The sequence below is a fragment of the Pedobacter sp. UYP1 genome, assembly GCF_040547305.1.
Taxonomy (GTDB): Bacteria; Bacteroidota; Bacteroidia; order Sphingobacteriales; family Sphingobacteriaceae; genus Pedobacter.
Genome location: NZ_JBEPPL010000002.1, coordinates 568,342 through 591,567, shown reverse-complemented (window position 1 = coordinate 591,567; position 23,226 = coordinate 568,342). Strand labels below are relative to the sequence as shown.

Sequence of the window (23,226 nt, the reverse complement as noted above, 5' to 3'; positions counted from 1 at the left end):
CAGCCCTTTATAAAGCCATGAAGTATTCTCTATTAATTTTCACGGTCATTTGCACATTTTGCGGAACACTCTTCGCTTCTGTCACTATGGCTCAGAAATTAGACCGTGCCCTGGTATCGCTAACGATCACCAAAGACAAATCGCAACAAGCTATCCTGAAAGAAATAGAAGCGAAAACAGGTCTTCATTTTGTTTACAATCAGGATCAGTTGTCGATCAACAAACCAGCACTGAATGAAACCTTTAAGCAAGAGAAGGTAGAGAAAGTCTTACATAAACTAGGATTTGAATGCCTGGAAAAAGGAGACTATGTGATTCTCAAAAAAATACCAGCACCTGTAAAAAAAGCAGACCGTACAGTTTCCGGTACCGTAAAAGATTCCACCGGTTTAGCGATGCCGGGCGTATCGGTAAAAGTATCAGGCACAACTTTAGGAACGACAACTAATGCGGATGGAAAATACAGCATTTCAGCACCAGAAGAAGCTGCGCTGATTTTCTCGATGATTGGTTATAAAACTCAACAAGTAAAAATTGAAGGAAAAGGTACCATCAACATTATCTTAACAGAAGATAATTCACAGTTAAACGAAGTTGTAGTAGTCGGTTATGGTACACAAAAGAAAATCACCGTTTCCGGAGCAGTAGCAGAGGTATCACTTGATAAATTAAATTCAAGATCTGTAAATGATATCGGTAGTATTTTACAAGGAAAGGCTCCGGGTGTAGTTGTAGTGAGCGAAAGTGGAGATCCTACTGCCACCGCTAAAGTAAATATCCGTGGACAAGGTGGTATCAATGGAGAGAATCCTTTATATGTAATTGACGGTTCATTATTTTATGGCACGCCAGTGCTGAATCCAAATGATATTGAATCTATTTCCGTACTGAAAGATGGAGCAGCGGCAATTTATGGTGCAAGAGCTTCTGGAGGAGTTATCCTGATCACGACTAAAAAAGGAGCTAACCAGAATTTGAATATCACTTTTGATGCTAAAGTAGGCACGCAAACTGCCTGGAAAAAGTTAAAATCACTAAACGCAAAAGAATTTGCTGATGTTTCAAATCTGGCTGCCGATAACGCGGGCATACCAAGAAAAGATGCTTTCGATGCGGTAAAATATCCTGATGGACAAATTACCCGTGCAGACTGGGTAGATGAAATTTTCAGAACGGGATTGATCCAGGACTATAACATGGGCATCACTGGTGGAAATGACAAATCAAGCTTTTACCTGAGTTTCAATTACCGTAAAGCAGAAGGGACTTTATTGAACACTTATGGAAACCGTTATAATTTCAGGATTAACTCTGAACACCGCATCAATTCATGGATGAAAGTAGGAGAAAACTTATTCTATGATTATACCAATGGAAACGGGTCGAACTCAAATGCACCTAACATCAATGGAGCAAACACAAAAAGCGCCTATACTGGAACAATTATTTCAGCGATATTCTATCCTTCGAATGTTGCCCCATACACTGCAACAGGCGGATTTTCAGGTTTACCATTAGCTTATGCAGGTGCTTACGGAGATATTATCAATCCTGTAGCATATCTGAAAAGATTAGATGTAAACAACCCTGTTAATACAATTGTAGCAAATCCTTATGCAGAACTTGATTTAGCAAAAGGACTTAAGTTCCGTTCCAATTTGTCTTTCACTAAAAGGATTAATGACTCTAAAACTTTCCAGACCAAGGTTCCTGAGATTGGTAAAATTTTCGACTTTAATCAGCTGACACAGACTTCCAATACCAGCAATGACCTGCTAGCAGAACAGGTATTGACTTACGACAAGTATTTCGGTTCACATCACCTGAACGTAATTGGTGGTTTCTCTTACCAAAATACACATGCTGAGTACCTGTCTGTTTTTGCACAAGGCTTTGATGATGAATCTCCAAAGTACCGCTACATGGTGAATGCGACTAAACCTTTTTTACCTGAAAGTAATGTATCCAGTGAAACATTAACCTCATTCTTTGCCCGTGCAAATTATGATTACAAAAGCAAATACCTGCTTTCGCTAATTGGAAGACGAGATGGAACTTCTTTGGTCGCACCACAAAATCGTTTTGCTAATTATTACTCTGCATCAGCAGGATGGGTAATTAACAGAGAAGATTTTCTGAACAAAGTGGACTGGATCAGTAATTTAAAAATCAGAGGTAGTTATGGTCTTTTGGGTAACCTGGCCAGTGTAACCAGCCAGGCAGTGAACCCTACCCTTTCTAAAACTACAATCTACATGGGTCAGAACCCGGCGCAGCTTTTAGGTTATTATGAAAATGTATTGTCTAATCCTGACTTAACCTGGGCAAAATCTAAACAAACCAATATCGGTCTTGACCTCGGTATCTTTAAAAACAGGTTAAACCTGGTTGCTGATTATTTCATTAAGGATACGAAAGATATGTTGATCTATCAGCCCTTATCAGGAACTACCGGTGTAGATGGACAATGGAAAAATGGTGGTTTATCCAGAGATAAAGGAATTGAGGTTGGATTGAACTACAATAACAAGCCAGAAGCTGCATTCCAGTACAGCATTAATGCAACCTTCACTAAAATGAATAATAAACTGGTTTCTTTGCCAGCAGGTTTAACAAGTCAGGCGGTAAATTTTAATGTACGCGGTACATTGACTCCTGTTCTTTTACAAGTTGGAGAGCCTTTATATTCTTACTATGTGGTACAGACGGCAGGAATTTTCCAGTCGGATGCAGAAGCTAAAAACTATAAAAACGCGAGTGGAAATATGATTCAGCCGAATGCCAAAGCTGGAGATTTCCGTTTCGTTGATAGTAACAACGATGGTAAAATTGACAACAATGACAGGGTATTCAGAGGTAGCGCTTATCCTGATTTCTCTTATGGATTCAGCTTTAATGCGAGTTACAAAGGGTTTGATCTGAATTTATTTGCACAAGGTGTAAAAGGCAACAAGTTATTTAATGCTTTAAAATATACAGGACTGAATGCAGGAAGTGGTCAGAACTATAACTTACTAAAAGGGGTATTAGATGCATGGAGCCCAACCAATACAGGAAGCAGCCTTCCGCGTATATCGGCAAGTGATGCAAATGGAAACTTCTCTACCACATCAGATTTCTATCTGGAAAGTGGTTCTTATTTAAGATTAAAGAGTGCAACCATAGGTTACACCTTCCCTAAAACCCTTTTAAAAGCAGCTAAAATAAGTAATCTGCGTCTTTACGTGACTTCTAATAACCTGTTTACGATTACTAAATATTCTGGTTTCGATCCTGAAGTAGGCATGGATCAGTATGGTGTAGATGTAGGCCGTTACCCACAAGCAAGAACATTCCTGTTTGGTGCAAGTCTGAATTTTTAACACGTATTAATCAACAAAAATGAAAAAGAATTTACTCCACATATTAATAGCTGGCTTAACCATCGTTACGATCAGCTCTTGTAAAAAGCAATTAGATATTACCCCTGAAGGTGCTCCTTCGAAAGGAAATTTCTGGAAAACCAGTACGGATGCGGTGAAAGGTGCCAATGCGATGTACGACCTTTATGACGATGAAAATTTTTATGGCCGTGGTTTCTTCTGGTTTATCAACGCAAGTGATGACATGATTACCGGACGTGTAAAAGCGCAAGGTGATAACGTAAGAGACTTCAACTCTGCTTATATTGGTGGAGATTATACCGAAGGACAATGGAAAATGAGATATGCAACAATTAAAAGAGCAAATGATGTGATTCGTTATGTGCCTTCAATTGATATGGATGCTGCTTTGAAAAAGAGATTGATCGGCGAAGCGTATTTCACAAGTGGTTATATGTATTTCCAGTTAGCTTCCAATTATGGTAATGCTAAAGCCGGAGTACCTATTGTAACCAGGGCAAATATGGATGATCCGAATCCGACGCCCAGAGCAGCCAACGTAAATTTGAACTATGATTACCTGATTAGTGAATTACAACAGGCAGCAAATTATCTTCCTTATTTTGATCAGTTGGGTGCTGCAGATTACGGTCGTCCGCATAAAGTGGCTGCATGGGCTGTATTATCTAAAGCCTTCTTGTATAAAAAAGATTATCCTAACGCAGAAAAATATGCTGACTCTGTCATCAACTTCGGTAAACGTGACCTGATGCCAAATTTTGCTGATGTATTTAAAGCACCAAATAACTGGGGGCCTGAATATATCTGGTCGGCGGTCTCTACTCCTTCTGGTGCTGCTGGCTGGGGAAGTATTCTGCCGGGCGTGATGCTTGAAAATAAAGGCTGGGGAAAATACAATGGATGGGGATATTACGTTCCAACCAAAGAATTATATGATTCTTATCAGCCAGGTGATATCCGCCGTGAGGCAACGATCTTAAAACCGGGAGATCATTTTATGTTCTTTGGAGCAGACAATGTTTATGCTTCTGTGAATAGTTTATCTGGTTTCCAGTTCAGAAAATATATGGATCCGTTCAGTTTTGCAGATCCGGTAGGGAAACACATCAGTCCAAATGGTGACCACCCGACAACAGATTTAAACCTTCCGTTATTACGTTTTGCAGAAGTGTTATTGATTAAAGCTGAAGCGGCAATTATGCAGCGTGGTGCGGGTGCGGGTGATACAGAGTTAAATAGAATCAGGGTAAGGGCAAAACTTGCAGCTGCAAGCGGAATGACACTGGCAGACCTGAAAAGAGAACGTCGTAGTGAACTGGCTGGCGAATGGGCAGATAGGCACCGCGATATGGTGCGCTGGGGTGATGCAGCAGCAGCTTATGCGCAACCGGCCCACGGATTCAGTGGAGCAACAGTATGGCCTGCCAGAAAATTTAATCCTCAGGTACATGATGTATGGGCAGTTCCACAAAAAGAAATTGATAATAGTGGCGGTGTTATTAAACAAAACGCTGGCTGGTAAATAAATTTAAACTCATGAAGAAACTATTTTGCGCTACTGCATTTACCTTGTTTTCATTGGCGGCTCTTGCACAGTCACCGCAAACACTGTCATTTAATTCAGGGCATAGCCACAATGATTACAAACAAAACATCCCTTTACTGCGTGCTTATTATGCAGGAATGGGCTCTATTGAAGCTGACGTTTTCCTGAAGGATGGCCAGCTGTTCGTAGCTCATGAATTAAGGGAGATTAAGCCGGGAGCGACACTATTGAAACAATATCTGGAGCCTTTATATCAATTGTATAAAGAAAACGGAAATCATCCTTACGCCAATCACCAGTTAAAGTTGCAATTGGTGATTGATATTAAAGAAGATTATCAGCATGTTTTACCGCAGCTGCTGAAAGAGCTTAAACCTTTCCAGGATATGGTAAACAAGCCGGTTAATCCGGATGCGGTAAGTATCGTAATCAGCGGAGATGTACCAGCACCTGAAAACTTTAAAAACTATCCTGCTATAATTTCTTTTGATGGCCGCCCGGCTAAGGTTTACACAGAAGAGCAATTGAAGCGTGTGGCTATGATCAGTGATGATATTAAGAATTACACGGTTTGGAATGGTAAAGGAACGCCGACAAAAATTGATGAGGATAAGCTTCTAAGGGTAATTAATGCGGCACATCAGCAAAATAAACCTTTCCGTTTCTGGGCCACGCAAGACAGTCCGAATACCTGGCTGGAGCTGGAGAAATTCGGAGTGGACTGGATCAATACAGATGCCCCTGAGAAGCTGCGTGATTTCTATTTAAGGAAAGATAAACTGACTTATACCAATCCTGTTCCTTATCCTGTTTATCAGCCAACTTATAAATCTGATGGCTCAGTTAAAAAAGTGAAAAACGTGATTCTGCTGATTGGCGATGGAATGGGTTTAGCTCAGATTCACGCGGGCTGGATTGCGAATCATGGAAACCTGAATATCACAATGATCCGCAATAGTGGTTTCTCTCAGACTGCTGCCTCTAATTCCGGAAATACGGATTCCGCAGCTGGTGGATCTGCAATTGCCATGGGCGAAAAAACAAATAACCGCTATATTGGTATGGGAACTGATGATAAAAAACGCACAAACCTGGCGGATACTTTAGCTGGTTATGGTTTAAAAAGCGGGATTATCAGTGTAGGCGATATTACGGATGCTACTCCTGCTGTGTTTTATGCGCATCAGTTAGACCGTTCGTACAGCGAGGCGATAGCGAAAGATTTCCTGGACAGCCATGCAGATATTTTAGTAGGTTCTAATCAAAAGAGCTTCCTTCAAAATCCAGATACTGATTTAATGAAAAAACTGGAAGCTAAAGGTTATACTTTGAGTAAATCGGTAGCAGACTTCAAGCAGAAAAGCAGTGGTAAGCAATTGGTTTTATTACCAGATTCTGCCACCCGTCCAGTAAAGGATGGCAGAGGAGACATGCTTGCACAGTCTTTAAAACAAACGATCAAATTGTTATCAGCTAACAAAAAGGGTTTTTTTATTATGACTGAAGGTGCTCAGATTGATTATGGAGGTCATGTCAATGATTTAAAGTACGTAGTTACTGAATTGCATGATTTTGATAAAACTGTAGCTGAGGCTTTACGTTTTGCTGATCAGGATGGAGAAACTTTGGTTTTAATTACCGCAGATCATGAAACTGGAGGATTGACTTTACTGGATGCTTCGGCAGCGGAAGGCAGAATTCAGGGAGAGTTTAGTACGAATGACCATACGAATATCATGGTGCCTGTTTATGCTTATGGCCCGCATTCGGGAGATTTTACAGGAACTTATCCGAACAATGAGATTTTTAAAAAGATAATGAAATTGTTTACAGGTAAATAGTAAGTTCAATATTTATAAATGATCCCGTAGGCGTCTTTTCAGAAGCTTTCGGGATCGTTTATTTTAAAGTGTTTTTATTTGAAACCTAAATTCTGGCTCTTCGTATTTCAAACTAGAATCTTCCAAATTTAACTTCCCTGATTTTATCATTTCAAAGTCTAACATCCATTTATATAATAAATTAAGCCTGATTGGCGAATCCATGTTAGTATCAGGAGAGGCCGTAAGAGAACCTGGATGGCTTCTTCTGATATAAAGAAATTCATCAATATTCCGTATGGTATCCAATATGAAATAACTGTGTAATAGAAATTTGGTATCGTTACCGAAAACCCGCTCTTCTAACAATTTTCCACATAAATTAAATGCATTTCTTGTGATAGCAGAAGTTGGATGAAGTAACGAATGTCTTGGTCCTTCATCTAATGCAGTCATTACATTCTTTGGGTATCTGATTGCACGTACCGTTTGATCATTTAAGAAATCAATTATATGATAACAAATATTTTTAACAATGAAACAAGTAATATTGCGGGAGTAACTCATCAATTACTTAACTCTTTAAAAGTTAAAGTAAATAGAAGTACACTTTTGGCGAGTCTAGAATCTCATCCAGATTATCCAAGTTTATTGACGATTAGTGATAGCCTGAGAGAATTTAAAGTTGACAGCCATGCTTATCAAATTGATAAAAAAACATATAACCCATCCAATTTTTCATTTCCCTTCATCGCGTACGTTTCTACTCGTGGTGGTATTTTTATATTGGTTCACAATATCATTAATGGACACGTTATTGTTTCTGATGAGAAAAATAAGAATCAGCTTATACTGGAGTCTGAATTCTCAAAATTATGGGGAGGCGTATTATTATCTGCAACGCTCCGTAAAGAGAGTTGAGAGGTGAATTTTCTTCAGAACAGAACAAGATCTCTTATTCAAAAAGCGGCTTTACCAATCTGCCTGCTCACTTTTTTCAGTGTGTTAGTTTCGATCTTCAGCTTACATGCCTTCAACTGGTCCGTTTTCCTCTTGTGTACAATTAAATTAACTGGAACAAAGCAACTACTAATAACCCTTTAAATGGTTACAAGGTAGTTTTAACCAATGTTTTACCAGACACTGATCTTATATTATTTAGAGATACAACAAATATTATTAATAATAAATTTGAATTCAAGGGTAAAATTAAAGGTGCTTGTCAATTAGGCTTACTCATATTCGTCAGTCCGAAAAATGAAAAGTATTTGTATAATTTCGCCCTTGATAGTGGAACAAACAATATGAAACTAGAGTTGATAACTGCAAAAAAGAGAGTTAATCAGACAGCAAAAAAATCGAGATCTAATATGATCCATGAAACTCTTGATAGCATCATGAGAGAAGAATACATTAGCCACAAGAAAAATAAAGACGATATAAATGAGCTTCATCAACTTATCTGGGAGCAAGCAATCAACGTAAAGAAGAAATATTTTGATGTGTTATCAACTTATCCTAATGATTATTATAGTTTAATGAGATTGATAGATTTAAGCAAATTTGCTGAAATGGTTAATCAGGAGGAAATGATCTTAAACTGCTATAATACGCTAAGTGATAGTTTAAAATCATCTGAAACGGGAAGAAAATTCTTTCAAATAATGCTAAATCGAGTCGAAGGAAAGAAGAATGCCAACCCCGGCTCAAGGATTATTGACTTTACAGTCAAAAATTTTGATGGATCAACCTTTACCAATAAATCATTATCAGGTCAGCCTTATATCATTGTCTTTTCTGCAACATGGTGTACTCCTTGTCAGCAGCAACTCTCTAAAACAATAGAGTTATTCAACAAATACAAAGGCATCGGGCTAAAATTAGTTTATTTCAACATGGATGATAACAAGAAGACATGGGCAGCGCATATCGCTAAACATCAAACAACGTGGATTAATGTATCAGAAGGTACAAAATTCAGCAATAGTCCAATTGCTAAACAACTCCACGTTACTCATGTTCCGACATATTTTCTAATAGATCGTGACGGAAAAATTGTTTTCAACTCTGATGCCATGAAAGGCGACCAGGATGACCTGGAGCTATATATTCCAAAAGTTTTAAAAACATCAAAATAAAATCGCATTATTTCATATTCTTATAAAAAGCGGCTGTATCTTAAATGATACGGCCGCTTTTATGCTTAAGATTTTTCATATTTTAGCATCCACAAAAAGATTAATCAAAAACCTATAATTGATATGTTGAAAAGAATTCTCTTTCTTACTATTGGAATTGGCGCTGGCTTATGCGTACAAGCTCAACAAAGCCCTTTAAAAACTATTAAGGATAATGCTGCAACAGCTGTTAAAAGCCAGGGGAAAACAGGAACCTGCTGGAATTACTCTGCAACCTCACTGGTAGAATCAGAAAGTCTGCGCAAAGGACTGGGTGAATTTAACCTCTCAGAAATGTACATTGCGCGCAACATCTATGTAGAAAAGGCAAAGAACTACATTTTGCGTCAGGGTAAAGCACAATTCAGTGAAGGTGGCCTGGGTCATGACCTGATCCGTGGTATTTCACTCTATGGCGCTATGCCACAAGAAGCTTTTCAAGGCGTTACTGGTGAAATCCCTAACCACACCGGCTTAATGGATACACTGAAAACATACCTTGATGACGTCCTTAAAAAACGTCCGATTGCTGCAGACTGGCAACAAGGTTTTGAGAAAATCCTGAATGAGAAATTAGGTAATCCACCAGCTAATTTCGACTATAAAGGAAAAAACTATACCGCGAAGACTTTCGCTAAAGATGTACTGAAATTTGATGCCAATGATTATGTAAGCGTGACTTCATTTACCCACCACCCTTATTATTCACAGTTTATTTTAGAAGCTCCCGATAATTTTGCAAACGGTTCTTTTTATAACCTGCCTTTAGAAGAAATGGTTGGACTAACCAAAACAGCTTTGAAAGATGGTTATACAGTGATGTGGGATGCCGATGTAAGCAGTAGAAACTTTCAGCAGAAAAAAGGGTATGCGATTTTATTCGCTGATACCGCTGATGCAAAAGCAGCTGTTATTAATCCAACGGTCAAGGAACAAGCTTATACGCCAGAATTGCGTCAGCAATTATATGAGAACTTAACGACAGAAGATGACCATTTGATGCACCTGATTGGTTTAGAACAGGCAGCGGATGGAAAGTCCTTCTTTAAAGTTAAAAATTCATGGGGTGAAGTAGGTCCTTTTAAAGGATATATAGAAGTCTCAGAACCTTATTTCGCGATTAATACAGTGAGTTTAGTTCTGCCAAAAGCAGCATTGACTAAAGAATTGAAGAAAAAACTAGGTTTATAAGCTGATCTTATACGAAAAAGCGGCTGTATCTTTTACGATACAGCCGCTTTTTTATGTGGAATAAAATTTAAATTCCTAATCTTTCACAGGTTCTGCCGTTTCCACTGGTGCTTCCGGATCTAACTCTACACACCCTTCTTTATCTTTTCTTGCAAAAAGTATAGGGTAAAGAAAAAGAAGAGCACTCAGCATCAGGAACAATCCCGAAGCTTCCAATATATATTTGCTCCATTCTACCTCTTTGGAACCTAGAATCAGGTAAGCGACAAGGGCAATTATAGCTAAGATCAAGGCAATTACTGCCTTCTGAAGTTTCATTACTTTTATCATGACCGTTGAGATTGTTGTTGTTAATTTATGCGATTTAATACGCCAAAAATCCGTCTGATATATTTTTATCCTCCGAATTAAAATCGTTTTAAAATATCAGCATCAAAAACCAAACCAATTTAAGTTTTTGAAGATCAATGTATTTCCTTAATACCTACCTTTTTTTAATTCTTAATCCTTAACTTTGCATCCTCATTTTTTTAAGATACTGGATTGATGTATAGGGAATTTAAACAATTAGAACTACCTAAGATAGGCGAAGAGATATTACAGTTTTGGAAGGAAGAAAATATATTTGAAAAAAGTATTTCTACCCGTTCAAAAGCTAATCCATTTACATTTTATGAAGGCCCGCCTTCAGCTAACGGCATGCCTGGTATTCACCACGTCATGGCTCGTGCCATTAAAGATATTTTCTGTCGTTATAAAACTCTTAAAGGTTTCCAGGTGAAACGTAAAGGTGGCTGGGATACGCATGGTTTGCCTATTGAGCTTGCTGTAGAGAAGAAACTGGGTATCACGAAAGTTGATATTGGTATTAAAATTACAGTAGAAGAATACAATGCAGCCTGCCGTGAAGAAGTAATGCGTTATACCGATATCTGGAATGACCTTACCGAGAAAATGGGTTATTGGGTAGATCTGGAGAAACCTTATATCACTTACGAAAATGAATATATTGAGTCTCTGTGGTGGATTCTGAAAACCTTTTATGACAAAGGACTTTTATACAAAGGATATACCGTACAGCCCTACTCTCCTGCTGCAGGAACAGGTTTAAGTTCTCATGAACTCAACCAGCCGGGTACGTACAAAATGTTAAAAGACACTTCGATCACTGCACAGTTCGCTGTCAAAAGGGAGCAGCAGCATCCGGCAATGTCTTCCATATTTGAAAACGATACAGAAGATACTTCTTTTATCGCCTGGACAACTACGCCCTGGACTTTACCGTCTAACGGCGCACTGGCAGTTGGCGCAAAGATCAATTATGTAAAAGTTAAAACTTTCAATCAATATACTTTCTTACCGGTCAGTGTAATATTGGCGAAGGATTTAGTCGGAAAACACTTCAAAGCTGAAGCAAAAGACATTTCTTTTGAAGACTATAAAGGTGGTGACAAACTGATCCCGTGGACTATCACGGCTGAGTTTACAGGTAAAGACCTGGTTGGTGTAGTTTATCATCAGCTGATGCCTTACGTAACCAATACCGAATTAGAAGCCAAAGCTTTCCGCGTTATCCCTGCTGACTATGTAACTACCGAAGATGGTACGGGTATCGTACATCTTGCAGCTGTATTTGGAGCTGACGATTTTCGTGTTGTCAAAGAGAACGACATGCCTTACGTGATGGTGAAGGATGAACAGGGCAACGAGCTTCCTTTAGTGAACAAGCAAGGTAAATTCGTTGATGAGGTTACTGATTTCGCTGGTTATTATGTGAAAGAAGAGTATTATAGTGATGAAGAGCGTAAAGCGCCCGATTTCAAGCCAACGGACGTTCTGATCGCTATTAAACTGAAAGAAGACAATAAAGCGTTTGACGTTAAGAAATATGAACACAGTTATCCGCATTGCTGGAGAACTGACAAACCTATTTTATACTACCCTCTGGATAGCTGGTTTATTAAAACTACTGCTGTAAAAGATAAAATGGTAGCGCTGAACAAGACCATCAACTGGAAACCAGAGGCTACCGGAACAGGCCGCTTTGGTAACTGGCTGGAAAACCTGGTGGACTGGAATTTATCACGCTCGCGCTATTGGGGAACTCCTTTACCGATCTGGAGAACTCAGGATGGTACAGAAGAAAAATGTATCGGTTCTATTGCAGAGCTGAATGCAGAGATCAAAAAGTCTGTGGAAGCTGGTTTTATGGAAGCTGCTTTTGAATTGAAAGATATGCACCGTCCTTTTGTGGATGATGTGATCCTGACTTCTTCAAAAGGCGAAAAAATGACCCGCGAACTGGATCTGATCGATGTATGGTTTGATAGTGGTGCAATGCCTTATGCACAATGGCATTACCCTTTTGAAAATCAGGAAGAGTTTGAGAATGCTTATCCTGCAGATTTTATTGCTGAAGGTGTGGATCAGACCCGTGGATGGTTCTTTACTTTACATGCGATTGCTGTGATGCTGAGTGAAACCAGCGAAGAGATCAAAGCAGTAAATGAGCGTATCGGCAATAAAGGTATTGCTTATAAAAATGTTGTTTCCAATGGATTGGTACTGGATAAAAACGGTAACAAAATGTCTAAACGTTTAGGCAATGGGGTTGATCCTTTCCATACGATTGATACTTACAGTGCTGATGCAACCAGATGGTATATGATCAGCAATGCTTCTCCATGGGATAACCTGAAGTTCAGTACTGAAGGTCTGGATGAGGTAAGACGTAAGTTCTTTGGAACACTATACAATACTTATGCTTTCTTCGCTTTATATGCGAACATTGATAAGTTTGAGATTGATGAAGAAAATGAAACGCCTGTAAAGGATCGTTCTGAGCTTGACAGATGGATTTTATCGCTGTTACAAAACCTGATCAACGAGGTGGATGATAGTTATAATACTTATGAGCCTACTAAAGCGGCGAGAGCTATTCAGATTTTTGTAGATGAGCATTTAAGTAACTGGTATATCCGTTTATCACGCCGCCGCTTCTGGAAGGGTGAAATGACTGCGGATAAAAAGGCTGCTTATGAGACTTTGTATACTTGTTTGATGAGTGTATCTCAGTTAATGTCTCCGGTTGCGCCTTTCTTCGCGGATTGGTTATACCAGAACTTATCAGTTAATAAAAAAACTGCTGAACAGTCGGTGCATTTGAGCTTGTGGAAAGAAGGTGATACTTCACTGATCGACACAGAATTGAATGAGCGTATGGAGCTTGCACAAAATATTTCTTCTATGGCGCTTTCGTTAAGGAAGAAATCAAGCATCAATGTGCGTCAGCCATTGGCCAAGATCTTATTACCTGTACTGGACAAAACGTTCCAGGAAAGAGTGGAACTCGTGAAGGAAATCATCTTATCTGAGACTAATATCAAGGATATTGAATACATCACTGATACTGCTGGTTTCATCAAGAAAAAGATCAAACCGAATTTCAAGGCGCTCGGACCAAAAGTTGGTAAGGACATGAAATCGGTAGCGGAAACAATTAGTAACATGAGTGCTGAAGATTTAAGCAAATTTGAAACAGAAGGTTCTTATCTTGTACCGGGTACCAGCTATGTAATTTTGCTGGAGGATGTGGAAATCATTGCTGAGGATATCCCTGGATGGCAGGTAACAAATATCGGAAACCTTACAGTTGCTTTGGATGTTACGGTCACCGAAGTATTGAAAGAGGAAGGTTTATCACGTGAATTGATCAACAGAATCCAGAATTTAAGAAAAGAGCTTAATTTCGAAGTGACCGATCGCATTACCGTGAGTTTACAAAACGATAATTTGATCGCCGCAGCGGTAGCACAGAATAAAACATACATTTGCGCTGAAATATTAGCGGATGATATTAATTTGATAACTAATTTAGATAAAGGAAACACAATCGTAATTGATGAGGTTGAATTACTGATTTCAATTGCAAAACAATAATTAATATGGAAAAACCTACAAAAACCCGTTACTCAGATAACGAGCTACAAGAATTTAAAGAACTAATCCAGGATAAACTGCGTATGGCGAGAGAGGAATTTCTCAACTTAACGAATTCTTTGAGCAGCCCGAATTCTAATGGTACAGAAGATACTTCTGGTACTTACAAGACTTTGGAAGATGGTTCGGCCACATTGGAGAAAGAGCAATTAAATCAATTAGCTGCACGTCAGAAAAAATTCATTGAGAATTTAGAAGCTGCTTTGGTACGTATTGAAAACAAAACTTATGGTATTTGCCGCGAAACTGGTAAATTGATCCAAAAAGAACGTTTACGTGCTGTACCTCATGCAACTTTAAGCATGGAAGCCAAATTGAAGCAAGCATAATGAAAGGCTATTCTAAACCTTTGCTGGTTATCTTCCTGGTCCTTTTAGTGGATCAGGTGTTGAAGACCTGGATTAAAACTAATATGTATGTGGGTCAGGAGTTCAAAATTATTGGCAACTGGTTCATTATACATTTTACGGAGAACAATGGAATGGCCTTCGGAATGGAGTTTGGTGGTGAATTCGGAAAACTGGCTTTATCGTTATTCAGAATTGCTGCGGTAGCGGCAATTGGCTATGGTTTACATTACCTGATCAAGCATAAGTACCACAGAGGGCTTGTCCTGAATGTGGCTTTGATTTTTGCTGGTGCATTGGGTAACATCATTGACTCTGTAGCTTATGGCAAGATATACGGCTATTCTACGTTGTTTCATGGCCGTGTAGTGGATATGTTTTACTTTCCGATACTGGAAGGCATCTTCCCTAAATGGGTGCCTATATGGGGCGGAGAAGACTATATTTTCTTCAGACCGGTGTTCAATGTTGCAGATGCTGCCATATCTGTTGGGGTAATCGCTATTCTGATCTTCCAGAAAAAGTATTTTAAGGAAGAGGTGAAGGAAGAGATTGGACCGAATAATGAGGTCGTTGAAGATTAAAGTATTTAAACTAATGGAATGGCTTTCTCTAAGGGGAAAGCCTTTTTTTTTGAGGGGTTGTGGAGGGGAAATCACACATTGCTGGGAGATTAAAAGGCATTGCCCTTGTGAAAGATGGAATCAGGTTAATAGCTGGATGCTTTAGAGATATTATTGAGCCGTTTATGGATTTCTTCCAGGTCTTCGGGGTTTGAGGCGTTTGGATGTTGTTTCCAATAGTCAAGGCCTTTTTGCAATGCCTGAAGGGATTTTTCGGAGTTATCGGCAAGCTGAAAGAAATCACTGGCTTTGTGGTGGTCGCTGTTTTTTGAGAGGAAGTTATTGGCCGCATTTTCCCAGTCAGAGAAATGGTTCAGGGTAGGTATTCCAATGGTAAGGATGTTGTTCTTTAGCATGGTCAATACTTCTGGTCTTTGCGTTTCTTCTATGATTTGGGAATAATATTCTTGTTTGTTATTGATGAACGGGAATTCCCAGTTTTCGATATTCCAATCCGGTTCGGTAAATAAGTGGTCATTCAGGGGTTTTGTTCCGTACTTGGCTTTATACCATTTTGAGTATGCTTTTGAAGTTATGCTCCATATTGTCCGGAATTCTGCTGATATACCAGTTTCGTTATAGCGGTTAAGCTGGAAGGTAATGGTCTGGGTGAAGTCACCTGAGTTTTTTTTGAAGGTTAGGGAACTTTTGGAAAATATAAATCCTGATTGGGTTAAGGGTTCCAGCAGAGTTTCTGTGATGCTTGTTGTGATTAATTCTCTGGGGGTCGGTTGTCTGGTATTTTCCAATGTTATTCTTGTGTTTATTGATTCAAGGTAAAGAATAATAATTAATTGTGAATCTCTTACCGGAGTATGGGATCATCAAAAGCAGCTTTGTGATGATATAAAGCGCCTGATTTACAGCTGTTTTTTATGAACAAAATAAATAAAGGCGGGATGGGGGAATATTCTTAATTTGCAGGAAATTAAAATTCTTCCATTATTGTTATGGAATCGGCATGGTTTTTACATCTAATCTGTAAATACACACAAATTGAATATTATTATGAGAAAGTTATTAGTTTTTGCCTTTGTTACTTTAATCAGTGTTAGCGCTATGGCCCAACAAGTAGATTTACGCAAAAAGATCACCGTTAGCGGAACAGCTGAAACGGAAGTTACCCCGGATATTATTTATTTGAGCATTTCGCTGAAAGAGTATCTGAAAGATGGTAACAGCAAGAAAAAAGTGGAGATTACTGATTTAGAGAATCAGTTGTATAAAGCTATTCAGGCTGCTGGTATTCCTAAGGAGAATCTAATGATCAATAGTTTATCAAGTTTCAATACTGCTCCGGAGAAAAAGAAAAATCCTGATTTCTTAGTAAGCAAACAATATCGTTTAAAGGTTACTGACCTGAACAAGTGGAATGAGATCATTGGTTCGGTTGATCCTAAGGGAGTAGCTTATACGAATGTGGATAGTTATGATTATTCTAAGATTGAGGCTTTAAAGAAAGATTTAAAAATTAAAGCTTTACAGGCTGCTAAAGTTAAGGCTACTTACCTGGTTGAAGCTTTAGGTGAGCAATTGGGTAGTGTAATTGACATTCAGGAGCAAGGGAATGAGAATTATCCTGTTTACCGTGCAAGTGGAATGATGATGAAGTCTGCTATGGCTGATGACAATGGAGGTTCGGCTCCGGAGATCGACTTCAAGAAAATTAAATTAAGCTATGTAATGAATACTGTTTTCCAAATTAGATAGTGACCATTACTGTATACAGTATCTTTAAATTTGACTACCTATTTATTGTTTTTTGATGGTTATCGATTTAGATAATGCATTAATAATCATCCATTCAGGGATACACGGAAAACCTGCCAACATTTTGGTAGGTTTTTTGTTATTAGCTAAGTCTGTCAATAACCACACAATTTAAATTATAACCATGAAAAAATTAATCTACTCATTCTTGTTAATCTTCGTTGTAGGATTAAGTGTTAACACGGTATCTGCTGCCACAGTTAAGGACAAAGTTGAAATGACTACTGAGCAAAAAGTTCAGTTAGAAAGAATCACTAACCGTGTGGAAGAAATCAAAGCTATGGACAAATCTAATTTGTCGAGAGCTGAGAAAAAAGAGTTGCGCAAAGAGTTAAGAACAATGAAAAAAGAAGCCCGTGCTATGGGTGGAGGTGTTTATCTTTCTGTTGGTGCAATTATCATCATTATCTTATTATTGATCCTGATTTTATAATCAAACCAAAGTTAACTTAAATAAAAGCGGTTATTTCTTTATTGAAATAACCGCTTTTTTATTTAGTTTTTATATTCCACACCATTTTTTATAATAGTCTTTGTGGCATTGAAGTTTGCAGAATCTTCGAAAGGATTTTTATCCCAGATAATTAAATCTGCTTGTTTGCCTTTTTCAATAGCTCCTACCTGGTTTGCAATTCCGATAGCCTCTGCCCCATTGTAAGTTGCTATCTTAAAAACATCAGCTACTGAAAACCCATATTGCGTCATGATCATCAGTTCAGAGATCAGCGATTGTCCTCCCTTAACCCCATCTGTACCAATACGCAGTTGAATGCCTTTATCACGCATCAGCTTTGCATATTTCATCAATATTGCAAAGTTATCTTTACAACGCTTGAGCTGTGCAGCGGTCAGCAGCTTATCGGCAGGCTGCGTGAAGTAAGTAGGCTGAAACTGCGCATAAATTCTATGTATTGTAGTGGAAAAAGTAGCATGCCTGCTTGCAAGACTATCTATTAATGCTTCCATTTTGTGTTTTTCATGCTGATCAATATAGCTGAATGCTTCTATAAACATTTCAAGTACCCTGGACTCTGTGTCGGCTGTGCCATAGTTTGCGGCAAATTCCGTCTCAAACTGCCTGTATTCCTTTTCTGTCAAAATCCCGGTGCCTAGTGTAACCAGGTGCTCATAGTTGGTCAAACCCATTTTTAAAGCGTCCTCAATATGGAGGTGACGTGTACCGAAATCTCCAATATGGCCATAGGCTATCATTCCAAGACTATCAGCAGTCTTTAAAACAGCTTCGGCCTCGGGTCTGCGGATCCGGTAGTATAATTTGATATGTTTAATTCCTAAACGGTAATATTCAAGTATTTTTACTTTTGCTTTCTCCGGATTCTCCAGCTCTGCATGGCCGATATAGGGAGTTCGCTCTTCATCTGAGATTAAAGCAGCACCACTGGTATAAAAGTCAGTATACTGAGGATCAGGATGTTTTTGCCAGTCAAGGATTGGAGTTAACCATTTTTCAGGTTGTCCTAATATTAAAGCCGTTGTAGTACCATAAGGCAGGTATGCATTTGATAGTTTATGACGAAGATATTCCAAGGAGTCCTGCGCCAGATATTCAGGGGCTTTTTCGTAATCACCAAACACATCTGTTGGATGTATATGTGTATCGATGAAGCCAGGAGTAATTAACCGGCCATGGGCATCAATATTCTTTTTCCCGGTGATTTTCTTCGAAGAGTTCATCATATTCACAATTTTCCCGTCTTTAATCAACAGCGTCTGATCATTTAATATCTCCCCCGATTTAACGTCTAATATTTCTGCATGGCTGATCACCAGGTCGTATTTACCGGATTGGCCGCGGGCTAATAAAGCAAAGCTTAGCAATAGCATCGAAAACGTGAACTTCATACCCAAATATAGATTAACGAAAGCAAAAAGCCGCTTTATCTTAAATGATAAAGCGGCTTTTTATAAGCGGGTTAATCTTTTAAAAAGGATTAATCTATACGGTCGAATCCAGTATATTTCACTAAAACTTCTGGAATGATAATACCATCTTCTGTTTGATAGTTTTCCAGGATAGCAGCTACAATACGTGGTAAAGCTAAGGCGCTACCATTTAAAGTGTGCGCTAATTGAGTTTTTCCGCCGTTTCCTTTAAACCTTAATTTCAAACGGTTAGTCTGGAAAGATTCGAAGTTAGAAACAGAAGAAACTTCCAACCAGCGTTGTTGTGCTGCACTCCATACTTCCATATCGTAAGTCATGGCTGAAGTAAAGCCCATGTCGCCACCGCATAAACGCAATACGCGGAAGTGTAAGCCTAAATCTTTCAGTAAAGATTGTACATAAGCACTCATTTCTTCCAGTACTTCGTAAGATTTATCCGGGTGTACCACTTGTACTAATTCTACTTTATCAAACTGATGTAATCTGTTTAAGCCACGTACATGTGCTCCATACGATCCTGCCTCACGACGGAAACAAGGAGTATATGCGGTATTTTTAACGGGCAATTCTTCTTCTTTTAAAATTACGTCACGGTAAAGGTTAGTGACAGGGACTTCAGCAGTAGGGATCAGGAAAAGATTATCTACTGTAGAATGATACATCTGTCCTTCTTTATCAGGTAGCTGACCTGTTCCAAAACCAGAGGCTTCGTTGATCATCAAAGGCACCTGCATCTCTCTGTACCCCTGCTCTGTAGCGCGGTCCAGGAAGAAATTAATCAATGCACGCTGTAAACGGGCCCCTTTACCTTTGTAAACAGGAAAACCTGCACCAGTAATTTTAGTACCCAGTTCAAAGTCTATAATATCGTATTTAGTGGTCAGTTCCCAATGTGGCAGCGCTTTTCCATGCAATTCTGCCGGAACACCATGCGTAAGTACTACCTCATTTTCTTCTGGTGTAGCGCCCGCAGGAACTAGTTCACCAGGTAGGTTCGGTAATTGTACCAATGCATTGTATAAATGCTGTTCTATCACGTTCAATTGATCTGAAAGGGTCTTGATATGTTCTTTATTAGAAGTCGTCTCAGCTTTAATTGCTTCAGCTTCCTCTTTTTTACCACTGCGCATCAATTCACCAACCTGTTTAGCATTGGCATTTGCAATAGCGGATAAGTTATCCAGCGAAGTTTGAGTCTGTCTGCGTTCTTCATCTAATTTGATAATTTCATCAACCAGTTCAGGTTGTTTGAAATTACGGACGCCTAAGCGTTCTAAAACTTTCTCTCTATTTTCGCGGATATAGTTAACTTGCAGCATTATTTAATTTTTTTAACAAATATAACAAGAGTTTGGAGAATACTATGGGCGGTAAACTATTTCTGGTTCCTACACCAATCGGTAATCTGGAAGATATGACTTTCAGGGCTGTCCGCGTTTTAAAGGAAGCAGATGTTATCCTGGCTGAGGATACCCGTACAAGTGCGCCTTTATTGAAGCATTTCGGCATTGATAAAAAAGCTTATTCGCATCACCAGCATAATGAGCACAAGGCAACTTCAGAAATTATTAAGTTTCTGAAGGAAGGTAAAAATGTAGCCCTGATTTCGGATGCCGGAACACCTGCGATCTCTGATCCGGGCTTCTTTCTGGTCAGAGAAGTGTTAAAAAATGATTTACCTGTAGAATGTTTACCAGGTGCCACTGCTTTTGTACCTGCGCTGGTCAACTCTGGTTTACCTACGGATTCATTTGTCTTTGAAGGATTCCTGCCCGTAAAAAAAGGCAGACAAACCCGTTTAAAGAAGCTCGCTGACGAAGAAAGAACAATCATCCTTTATGAAAGCCCGCACCGTTTATTGAAGACACTGGAAGAATTCGCACAGTTTTTTGGCGAAGAAAGACAAGCCTCAGTAAGCAGGGAACTGACTAAAATGTATGAAGAAACCGTTAGAGGTACACTGGTCGAAATAAAATCTCACTTCGAAAACAATATTTTAAAAGGTGAGTTCGTAATTTGTGTTGCTGGTAAAGAAGAAACTAAAAAGGAAAAACGCTCTTACGAAAAGGATTAACCCCTAAAAGAGCCCGTTTAATTATAAACTTAAAACAGGCTCCTGAGAGCTTAAAATAAAACAATATGATTTTAATAGATAGATTTTTGAGCGATGAGCAAGATCCTAAAGCTGTTGAAAAAGTTTTAGGTAAGCTGAACGATATGCTGACTACCAATGAGGAATTGATTTACCTTGCGGTACAAAAAAGACCTGCAGTAAATCTTCTTCCTGATTGTATTGTAGTGAGCAATAAACGCATTTTTTATTGTGAGCCAGCCAACTTCGGCATCACGATGAACTTCAAGGATATCTCCTGGAAAAGCATTAAAGAGATCTCTTTCAAAGAGGAAATTTTCGGTTCTAAATTCATCTGTGTTCCACAACATGGAGAAAACATCATTACAGAATATATCCCTAAAGTACAGGCCAGAAAACTATATCAGGCTGCTTACGAACAACTGGAAGCTTTTAAAGAGCAACAAAGACAAACTGAACTGGAAGAGAAAAGAGCACAGCAGCCAGCAACGGCAGCCCCTATTGCTCCAATTGCAGACCACCCTGTTCAGGAAAACATTCCTGCCGAAGAGCCTGTGGAAGTTTATACAGCTCCTGTAATTGTGGAAGAACCAGAAGATGAAACGACCTTAAAATTAAGGAAACTAAAGACCTTATACGATAAACAATTAATTACCCAGGCTGAATACGAGGCTAAGAAAGCTGATATATTAGATACTTTTTAAAGCGCATATCCCAATCCATGAAAGCGATACAAACCTACCTGCTTGCCCTATTAAGTGCATTTTTATTATGGCTGGCATGGCCGCCGCATACTTTTGCAGCTCCCCTTTTATTAGTCGGTCTTGTGCCACTTTTTATTGCACTCGATCAGTTAATAGCCAAAAGAGAGCCAAAAACAGGCAAAAAGGTTTTCCTGACTGCGGGCCTGACTTTCCTGGTTTGGAATACCGCTTGCATTTATTGGGTATACAACGCGATCAGTGCCTATAACAATCCGGCTGTCGCCTTAGTGATCTCGCTGATCCCTTATGGACTTGGTGCTTTACTGATGACTTTTGCCTTCTGGCTTTATTACCGGTTCAAAACCGTGGTGAGCAACCAGCGGATCGCCTACCTTGCTTTGGTCAGCTTTTGGGTGGGTATGGAATATTTACATGCCACCTGGGATCTAGCCTTCCCGTGGATGACTTTGGGTAATGGCCTTGCCGGGATGCATCAGCTTGCGCAATGGTACGAGACTACCGGCGTATATGGTGGATCAATCTGGATACTGGTCAGTAATATCCTTGCTTTTGAGGCCTATAAAGCTTTTAAAGCAAATACAGGCTATCTTAAAATCAGGCCCGCCCTTGGCTGGCTGATCTTTCTGATCGTACCTGCCGGGATTTCCCTGATTAAATACTACGGCTATAAAGAAAAGACTTTGCCTATCAACGTAGTGGTGGTACAACCAAACATCGATCCTTATGAGAAAATGGGCGGCATCACTCCTGCAGAACAACTCAAAACCCTTGTTCATCTTTCGGATTCTGTAGCGCAGGTCAATACCGAATATTTTATCTGGCCTGAAACTGCCATTCCGAGTTACGCGAACGAAGACCGTATCCGCAGCACTACAGAGTACATGGCTGCACAATCTTTCCTGAACAAATACAAAAACGGGACGCTGATCACCGGAATTGAGAGTCTTAAATTCTACAACGATAAAAATACGCTCTCTGCTAAATTCGATCCGAACAACAATCAATACTACGACAACTTTAATTCTGCGATGCAGGTGGAGAACTCCGCAAACGTTCAGTTCTACCATAAATCCAAACTCGTACCCGGCGTAGAAAAAATGCCTTTCCCAAAAACCCTATCCTTCCTTGCTCCGGTATTCGCTGGTCTTGGAGGTACAGTTTCCGGCTGGGGATGGCAGGAAAACCCTGGTGTATTTTACTCTCAGAATGGTGTAGGCGTAGCTCCGGTAATCTGCTATGAATCCCTATGGGGAGGCTGGATTGGGGAATCTGTTAAAAACGGTGCACAGCTAATCGCGATCATCACCAACGATGGCTGGTGGGGAAATACTTCGGGTAAAGACCAGCACTTCCTTTACGCTAAACTTCGTGCTATAGAAACCCGCAGATGGGTAGTACGCTCAGCCAATACCGGAATTTCAGGCTTCATTAATCAACGCGGAGACATTGTCAAACAATCTAAATGGTGGACACGTGATGCACTGAAAATGGATGTAAACTTAAACGATCAACTTACATTTTATGTAAAAAGCGGAGATATCATTCCGCAAATCCTGAGCCTGATTGGCATTGTACTGGCCTTATTCATTCCTTATAAAACTTACTTTAAAAAGAAAAAAGCATAAGCAAAGCAGTCACACAAAGAGCC

At 39.3% G+C, this 23,226-nt stretch carries 19 protein-coding genes; 14 read left to right on the top strand and 5 right to left on the bottom strand.

Going from position 1 to position 23,226, the window contains the following annotated elements:
• The first annotated feature begins 17 nt into the window (after positions 1 to 17).
• Genes ABIB30_RS06585 through ABIB30_RS06575 form a run of 3 tightly spaced genes read left to right on the top strand, consistent with a single transcriptional unit; the run spans position 18 to position 6,770 of the window.
• Positions 18 to 3,362 carry a SusC/RagA family TonB-linked outer membrane protein gene (locus ABIB30_RS06585; protein ID WP_354300403.1) on the top strand — a complete coding sequence of 1,115 codons (3,345 nt, stop codon included), beginning with the start codon at positions 18 to 20 and terminating at the stop codon, positions 3,360 to 3,362.
• 19 nt (positions 3,363 to 3,381) lie between these two features.
• Positions 3,382 to 4,905 carry a RagB/SusD family nutrient uptake outer membrane protein gene (locus tag ABIB30_RS06580; RefSeq protein ID WP_354300401.1) on the top strand — a complete coding sequence of 508 codons (1,524 nt, stop codon included), beginning with the start codon at positions 3,382 to 3,384 and terminating at the stop codon, positions 4,903 to 4,905.
• 14 nt (positions 4,906 to 4,919) lie between these two features.
• Positions 4,920 to 6,770, top strand: coding sequence for an alkaline phosphatase (locus tag ABIB30_RS06575; RefSeq protein ID WP_354300399.1), 1,851 nt, complete (start codon positions 4,920 to 4,922; stop codon positions 6,768 to 6,770).
• A 63-nt stretch (positions 6,771 to 6,833) separates the two neighbouring features.
• Here ABIB30_RS06575 and ABIB30_RS06570 read toward each other — a convergent pair whose 3' ends face one another.
• The gene (locus ABIB30_RS06570; protein ID WP_354300397.1) at positions 6,834 to 7,205 is read right to left on the bottom strand and encodes a hypothetical protein; all 372 of its coding nucleotides are present in this window, start codon (positions 7,203 to 7,205) and stop codon (positions 6,834 to 6,836) included.
• Positions 7,206 to 7,262: 57 nt separating this feature from the next.
• Here ABIB30_RS06570 and ABIB30_RS06565 point away from each other — a divergent pair, with 57 nt between their 5' ends.
• The 3 genes from ABIB30_RS06565 (at position 7,263) to ABIB30_RS06555 (ending at position 10,117) form a co-directional block, all read left to right on the top strand.
• The gene (locus ABIB30_RS06565; protein WP_354300395.1) at positions 7,263 to 7,670 is read left to right on the top strand and encodes a cysteine peptidase family C39 domain-containing protein; all 408 of its coding nucleotides are present in this window, start codon (positions 7,263 to 7,265) and stop codon (positions 7,668 to 7,670) included.
• 383 nt (positions 7,671 to 8,053) lie between these two features.
• Positions 8,054 to 8,887, top strand: coding sequence for a TlpA family protein disulfide reductase (locus tag ABIB30_RS06560; RefSeq protein ID WP_354300393.1), 834 nt, complete (start codon positions 8,054 to 8,056; stop codon positions 8,885 to 8,887).
• 123 nt (positions 8,888 to 9,010) lie between these two features.
• A complete protein-coding gene (locus tag ABIB30_RS06555) occupies positions 9,011 to 10,117 on the top strand; it encodes a C1 family peptidase (protein WP_354300391.1) in 1,107 nt (368 codons plus the stop codon).
• A gap of 75 nt (positions 10,118 to 10,192) precedes the next feature.
• Here the strand turns inward: ABIB30_RS06555 and ABIB30_RS06550 are convergent, their stop codons facing one another.
• Positions 10,193 to 10,435 (bottom strand): isoleucyl-tRNA synthetase, encoded by a 243-nt coding sequence (locus ABIB30_RS06550; RefSeq protein ID WP_354300389.1) that lies wholly within the window; start codon positions 10,433 to 10,435, stop codon positions 10,193 to 10,195.
• A 228-nt stretch (positions 10,436 to 10,663) separates the two neighbouring features.
• Between ABIB30_RS06550 and ileS the strand changes: the two genes are divergently transcribed.
• From ileS to ABIB30_RS06535, 3 genes are read left to right on the top strand one after another with little or no spacing between them, the layout of a single operon-like run.
• Complete coding sequence (gene ileS, locus ABIB30_RS06545; RefSeq protein ID WP_354300387.1) at positions 10,664 to 14,056, top strand: isoleucine--tRNA ligase; 3,393 nt, start codon at positions 10,664 to 10,666, stop codon at positions 14,054 to 14,056.
• Between the two features lie 5 nt (positions 14,057 to 14,061).
• The gene (locus ABIB30_RS06540) at positions 14,062 to 14,445 is read left to right on the top strand and encodes a TraR/DksA family transcriptional regulator (protein ID WP_041885291.1); all 384 of its coding nucleotides are present in this window, start codon (positions 14,062 to 14,064) and stop codon (positions 14,443 to 14,445) included.
• Positions 14,445 to 15,047, top strand: a complete 603-nt coding sequence (locus ABIB30_RS06535; protein WP_354300385.1) for a lipoprotein signal peptidase — start codon at positions 14,445 to 14,447, stop codon at positions 15,045 to 15,047. The genes ABIB30_RS06540 and ABIB30_RS06535 overlap by 1 nt, the downstream gene beginning before the upstream one ends.
• Before the next feature lie 125 nt (positions 15,048 to 15,172).
• On the opposite strand, the gene ABIB30_RS06530 is transcribed toward ABIB30_RS06535, so the two are convergent.
• Positions 15,173 to 15,835, bottom strand: a complete 663-nt coding sequence (locus ABIB30_RS06530; protein ID WP_354300383.1) for a hypothetical protein — start codon at positions 15,833 to 15,835, stop codon at positions 15,173 to 15,175.
• A gap of 259 nt (positions 15,836 to 16,094) precedes the next feature.
• Here ABIB30_RS06530 and ABIB30_RS06525 point away from each other — a divergent pair, with 259 nt between their 5' ends.
• Positions 16,095 to 16,796, top strand: a complete 702-nt coding sequence (locus tag ABIB30_RS06525; RefSeq protein ID WP_354300381.1) for an SIMPL domain-containing protein — start codon at positions 16,095 to 16,097, stop codon at positions 16,794 to 16,796.
• A gap of 184 nt (positions 16,797 to 16,980) precedes the next feature.
• Positions 16,981 to 17,289 carry a hypothetical protein gene (locus ABIB30_RS06520; protein ID WP_068403813.1) on the top strand — a complete coding sequence of 103 codons (309 nt, stop codon included), beginning with the start codon at positions 16,981 to 16,983 and terminating at the stop codon, positions 17,287 to 17,289.
• A 62-nt stretch (positions 17,290 to 17,351) separates the two neighbouring features.
• Here the strand turns inward: ABIB30_RS06520 and ABIB30_RS06515 are convergent, their stop codons facing one another.
• On the bottom strand, positions 17,352 to 18,719 hold the full coding sequence (locus ABIB30_RS06515) for an amidohydrolase family protein (RefSeq protein ID WP_354300378.1): 1,368 nt from the start codon (positions 18,717 to 18,719) through the stop codon (positions 17,352 to 17,354).
• Positions 18,720 to 18,808: 89 nt separating this feature from the next.
• A complete protein-coding gene (gene serS, locus ABIB30_RS06510; RefSeq protein WP_354300376.1) occupies positions 18,809 to 20,080 on the bottom strand; it encodes a serine--tRNA ligase in 1,272 nt (423 codons plus the stop codon).
• 44 nt (positions 20,081 to 20,124) lie between these two features.
• On the opposite strand from serS, the gene rsmI reads away from it, so the two are divergent.
• From rsmI to lnt, 3 genes are all read left to right on the top strand, one after another.
• On the top strand, positions 20,125 to 20,835 hold the full coding sequence (rsmI, locus tag ABIB30_RS06505; RefSeq protein WP_354300786.1) for a 16S rRNA (cytidine(1402)-2'-O)-methyltransferase: 711 nt from the start codon (positions 20,125 to 20,127) through the stop codon (positions 20,833 to 20,835).
• 65 nt (positions 20,836 to 20,900) lie between these two features.
• On the top strand, positions 20,901 to 21,557 hold the full coding sequence (locus ABIB30_RS06500) for a PH domain-containing protein (protein ID WP_354300374.1): 657 nt from the start codon (positions 20,901 to 20,903) through the stop codon (positions 21,555 to 21,557).
• Positions 21,558 to 21,574: 17 nt separating this feature from the next.
• The gene (gene lnt / locus ABIB30_RS06495; protein WP_354300372.1) at positions 21,575 to 23,203 is read left to right on the top strand and encodes an apolipoprotein N-acyltransferase; all 1,629 of its coding nucleotides are present in this window, start codon (positions 21,575 to 21,577) and stop codon (positions 23,201 to 23,203) included.
• The last annotated feature ends 23 nt before the right edge of the window (positions 23,204 to 23,226 follow it).

Coding starts and splice junctions, on each gene's coding strand:
- ABIB30_RS06500 (WP_354300374.1), top strand. CDS start 20,901: ATGATTTTAATAGATAGATTTTTGAGCGATGAGCAAGATCCTAAAGCT.
- ABIB30_RS06515 (WP_354300378.1), bottom strand. CDS start 18,719: ATGAAGTTCACGTTTTCGATGCTATTGCTAAGCTTTGCTTTATTAGCC.
- ABIB30_RS06520 (WP_068403813.1), top strand. CDS start 16,981: ATGAAAAAATTAATCTACTCATTCTTGTTAATCTTCGTTGTAGGATTA.
- rsmI (WP_354300786.1), top strand. CDS start 20,125: ATGGGCGGTAAACTATTTCTGGTTCCTACACCAATCGGTAATCTGGAA.
- ABIB30_RS06550 (WP_354300389.1), bottom strand. CDS start 10,435: ATGAAACTTCAGAAGGCAGTAATTGCCTTGATCTTAGCTATAATTGCC.
- ABIB30_RS06585 (WP_354300403.1), top strand. CDS start 18: ATGAAGTATTCTCTATTAATTTTCACGGTCATTTGCACATTTTGCGGA.
- ABIB30_RS06570 (WP_354300397.1), bottom strand. CDS start 7,205: ATGACTGCATTAGATGAAGGACCAAGACATTCGTTACTTCATCCAACT.
- ABIB30_RS06525 (WP_354300381.1), top strand. CDS start 16,095: ATGAGAAAGTTATTAGTTTTTGCCTTTGTTACTTTAATCAGTGTTAGC.
- ABIB30_RS06540 (WP_041885291.1), top strand. CDS start 14,062: ATGGAAAAACCTACAAAAACCCGTTACTCAGATAACGAGCTACAAGAA.
- ABIB30_RS06565 (WP_354300395.1), top strand. CDS start 7,263: ATGATAACAAATATTTTTAACAATGAAACAAGTAATATTGCGGGAGTA.
- ABIB30_RS06535 (WP_354300385.1), top strand. CDS start 14,445: ATGAAAGGCTATTCTAAACCTTTGCTGGTTATCTTCCTGGTCCTTTTA.
- lnt (WP_354300372.1), top strand. CDS start 21,575: ATGAAAGCGATACAAACCTACCTGCTTGCCCTATTAAGTGCATTTTTA.
- ileS (WP_354300387.1), top strand. CDS start 10,664: ATGTATAGGGAATTTAAACAATTAGAACTACCTAAGATAGGCGAAGAG.
- ABIB30_RS06560 (WP_354300393.1), top strand. CDS start 8,054: ATGAAACTAGAGTTGATAACTGCAAAAAAGAGAGTTAATCAGACAGCA.
- serS (WP_354300376.1), bottom strand. CDS start 20,080: ATGCTGCAAGTTAACTATATCCGCGAAAATAGAGAGAAAGTTTTAGAA.
- ABIB30_RS06555 (WP_354300391.1), top strand. CDS start 9,011: ATGTTGAAAAGAATTCTCTTTCTTACTATTGGAATTGGCGCTGGCTTA.
- ABIB30_RS06575 (WP_354300399.1), top strand. CDS start 4,920: ATGAAGAAACTATTTTGCGCTACTGCATTTACCTTGTTTTCATTGGCG.
- ABIB30_RS06580 (WP_354300401.1), top strand. CDS start 3,382: ATGAAAAAGAATTTACTCCACATATTAATAGCTGGCTTAACCATCGTT.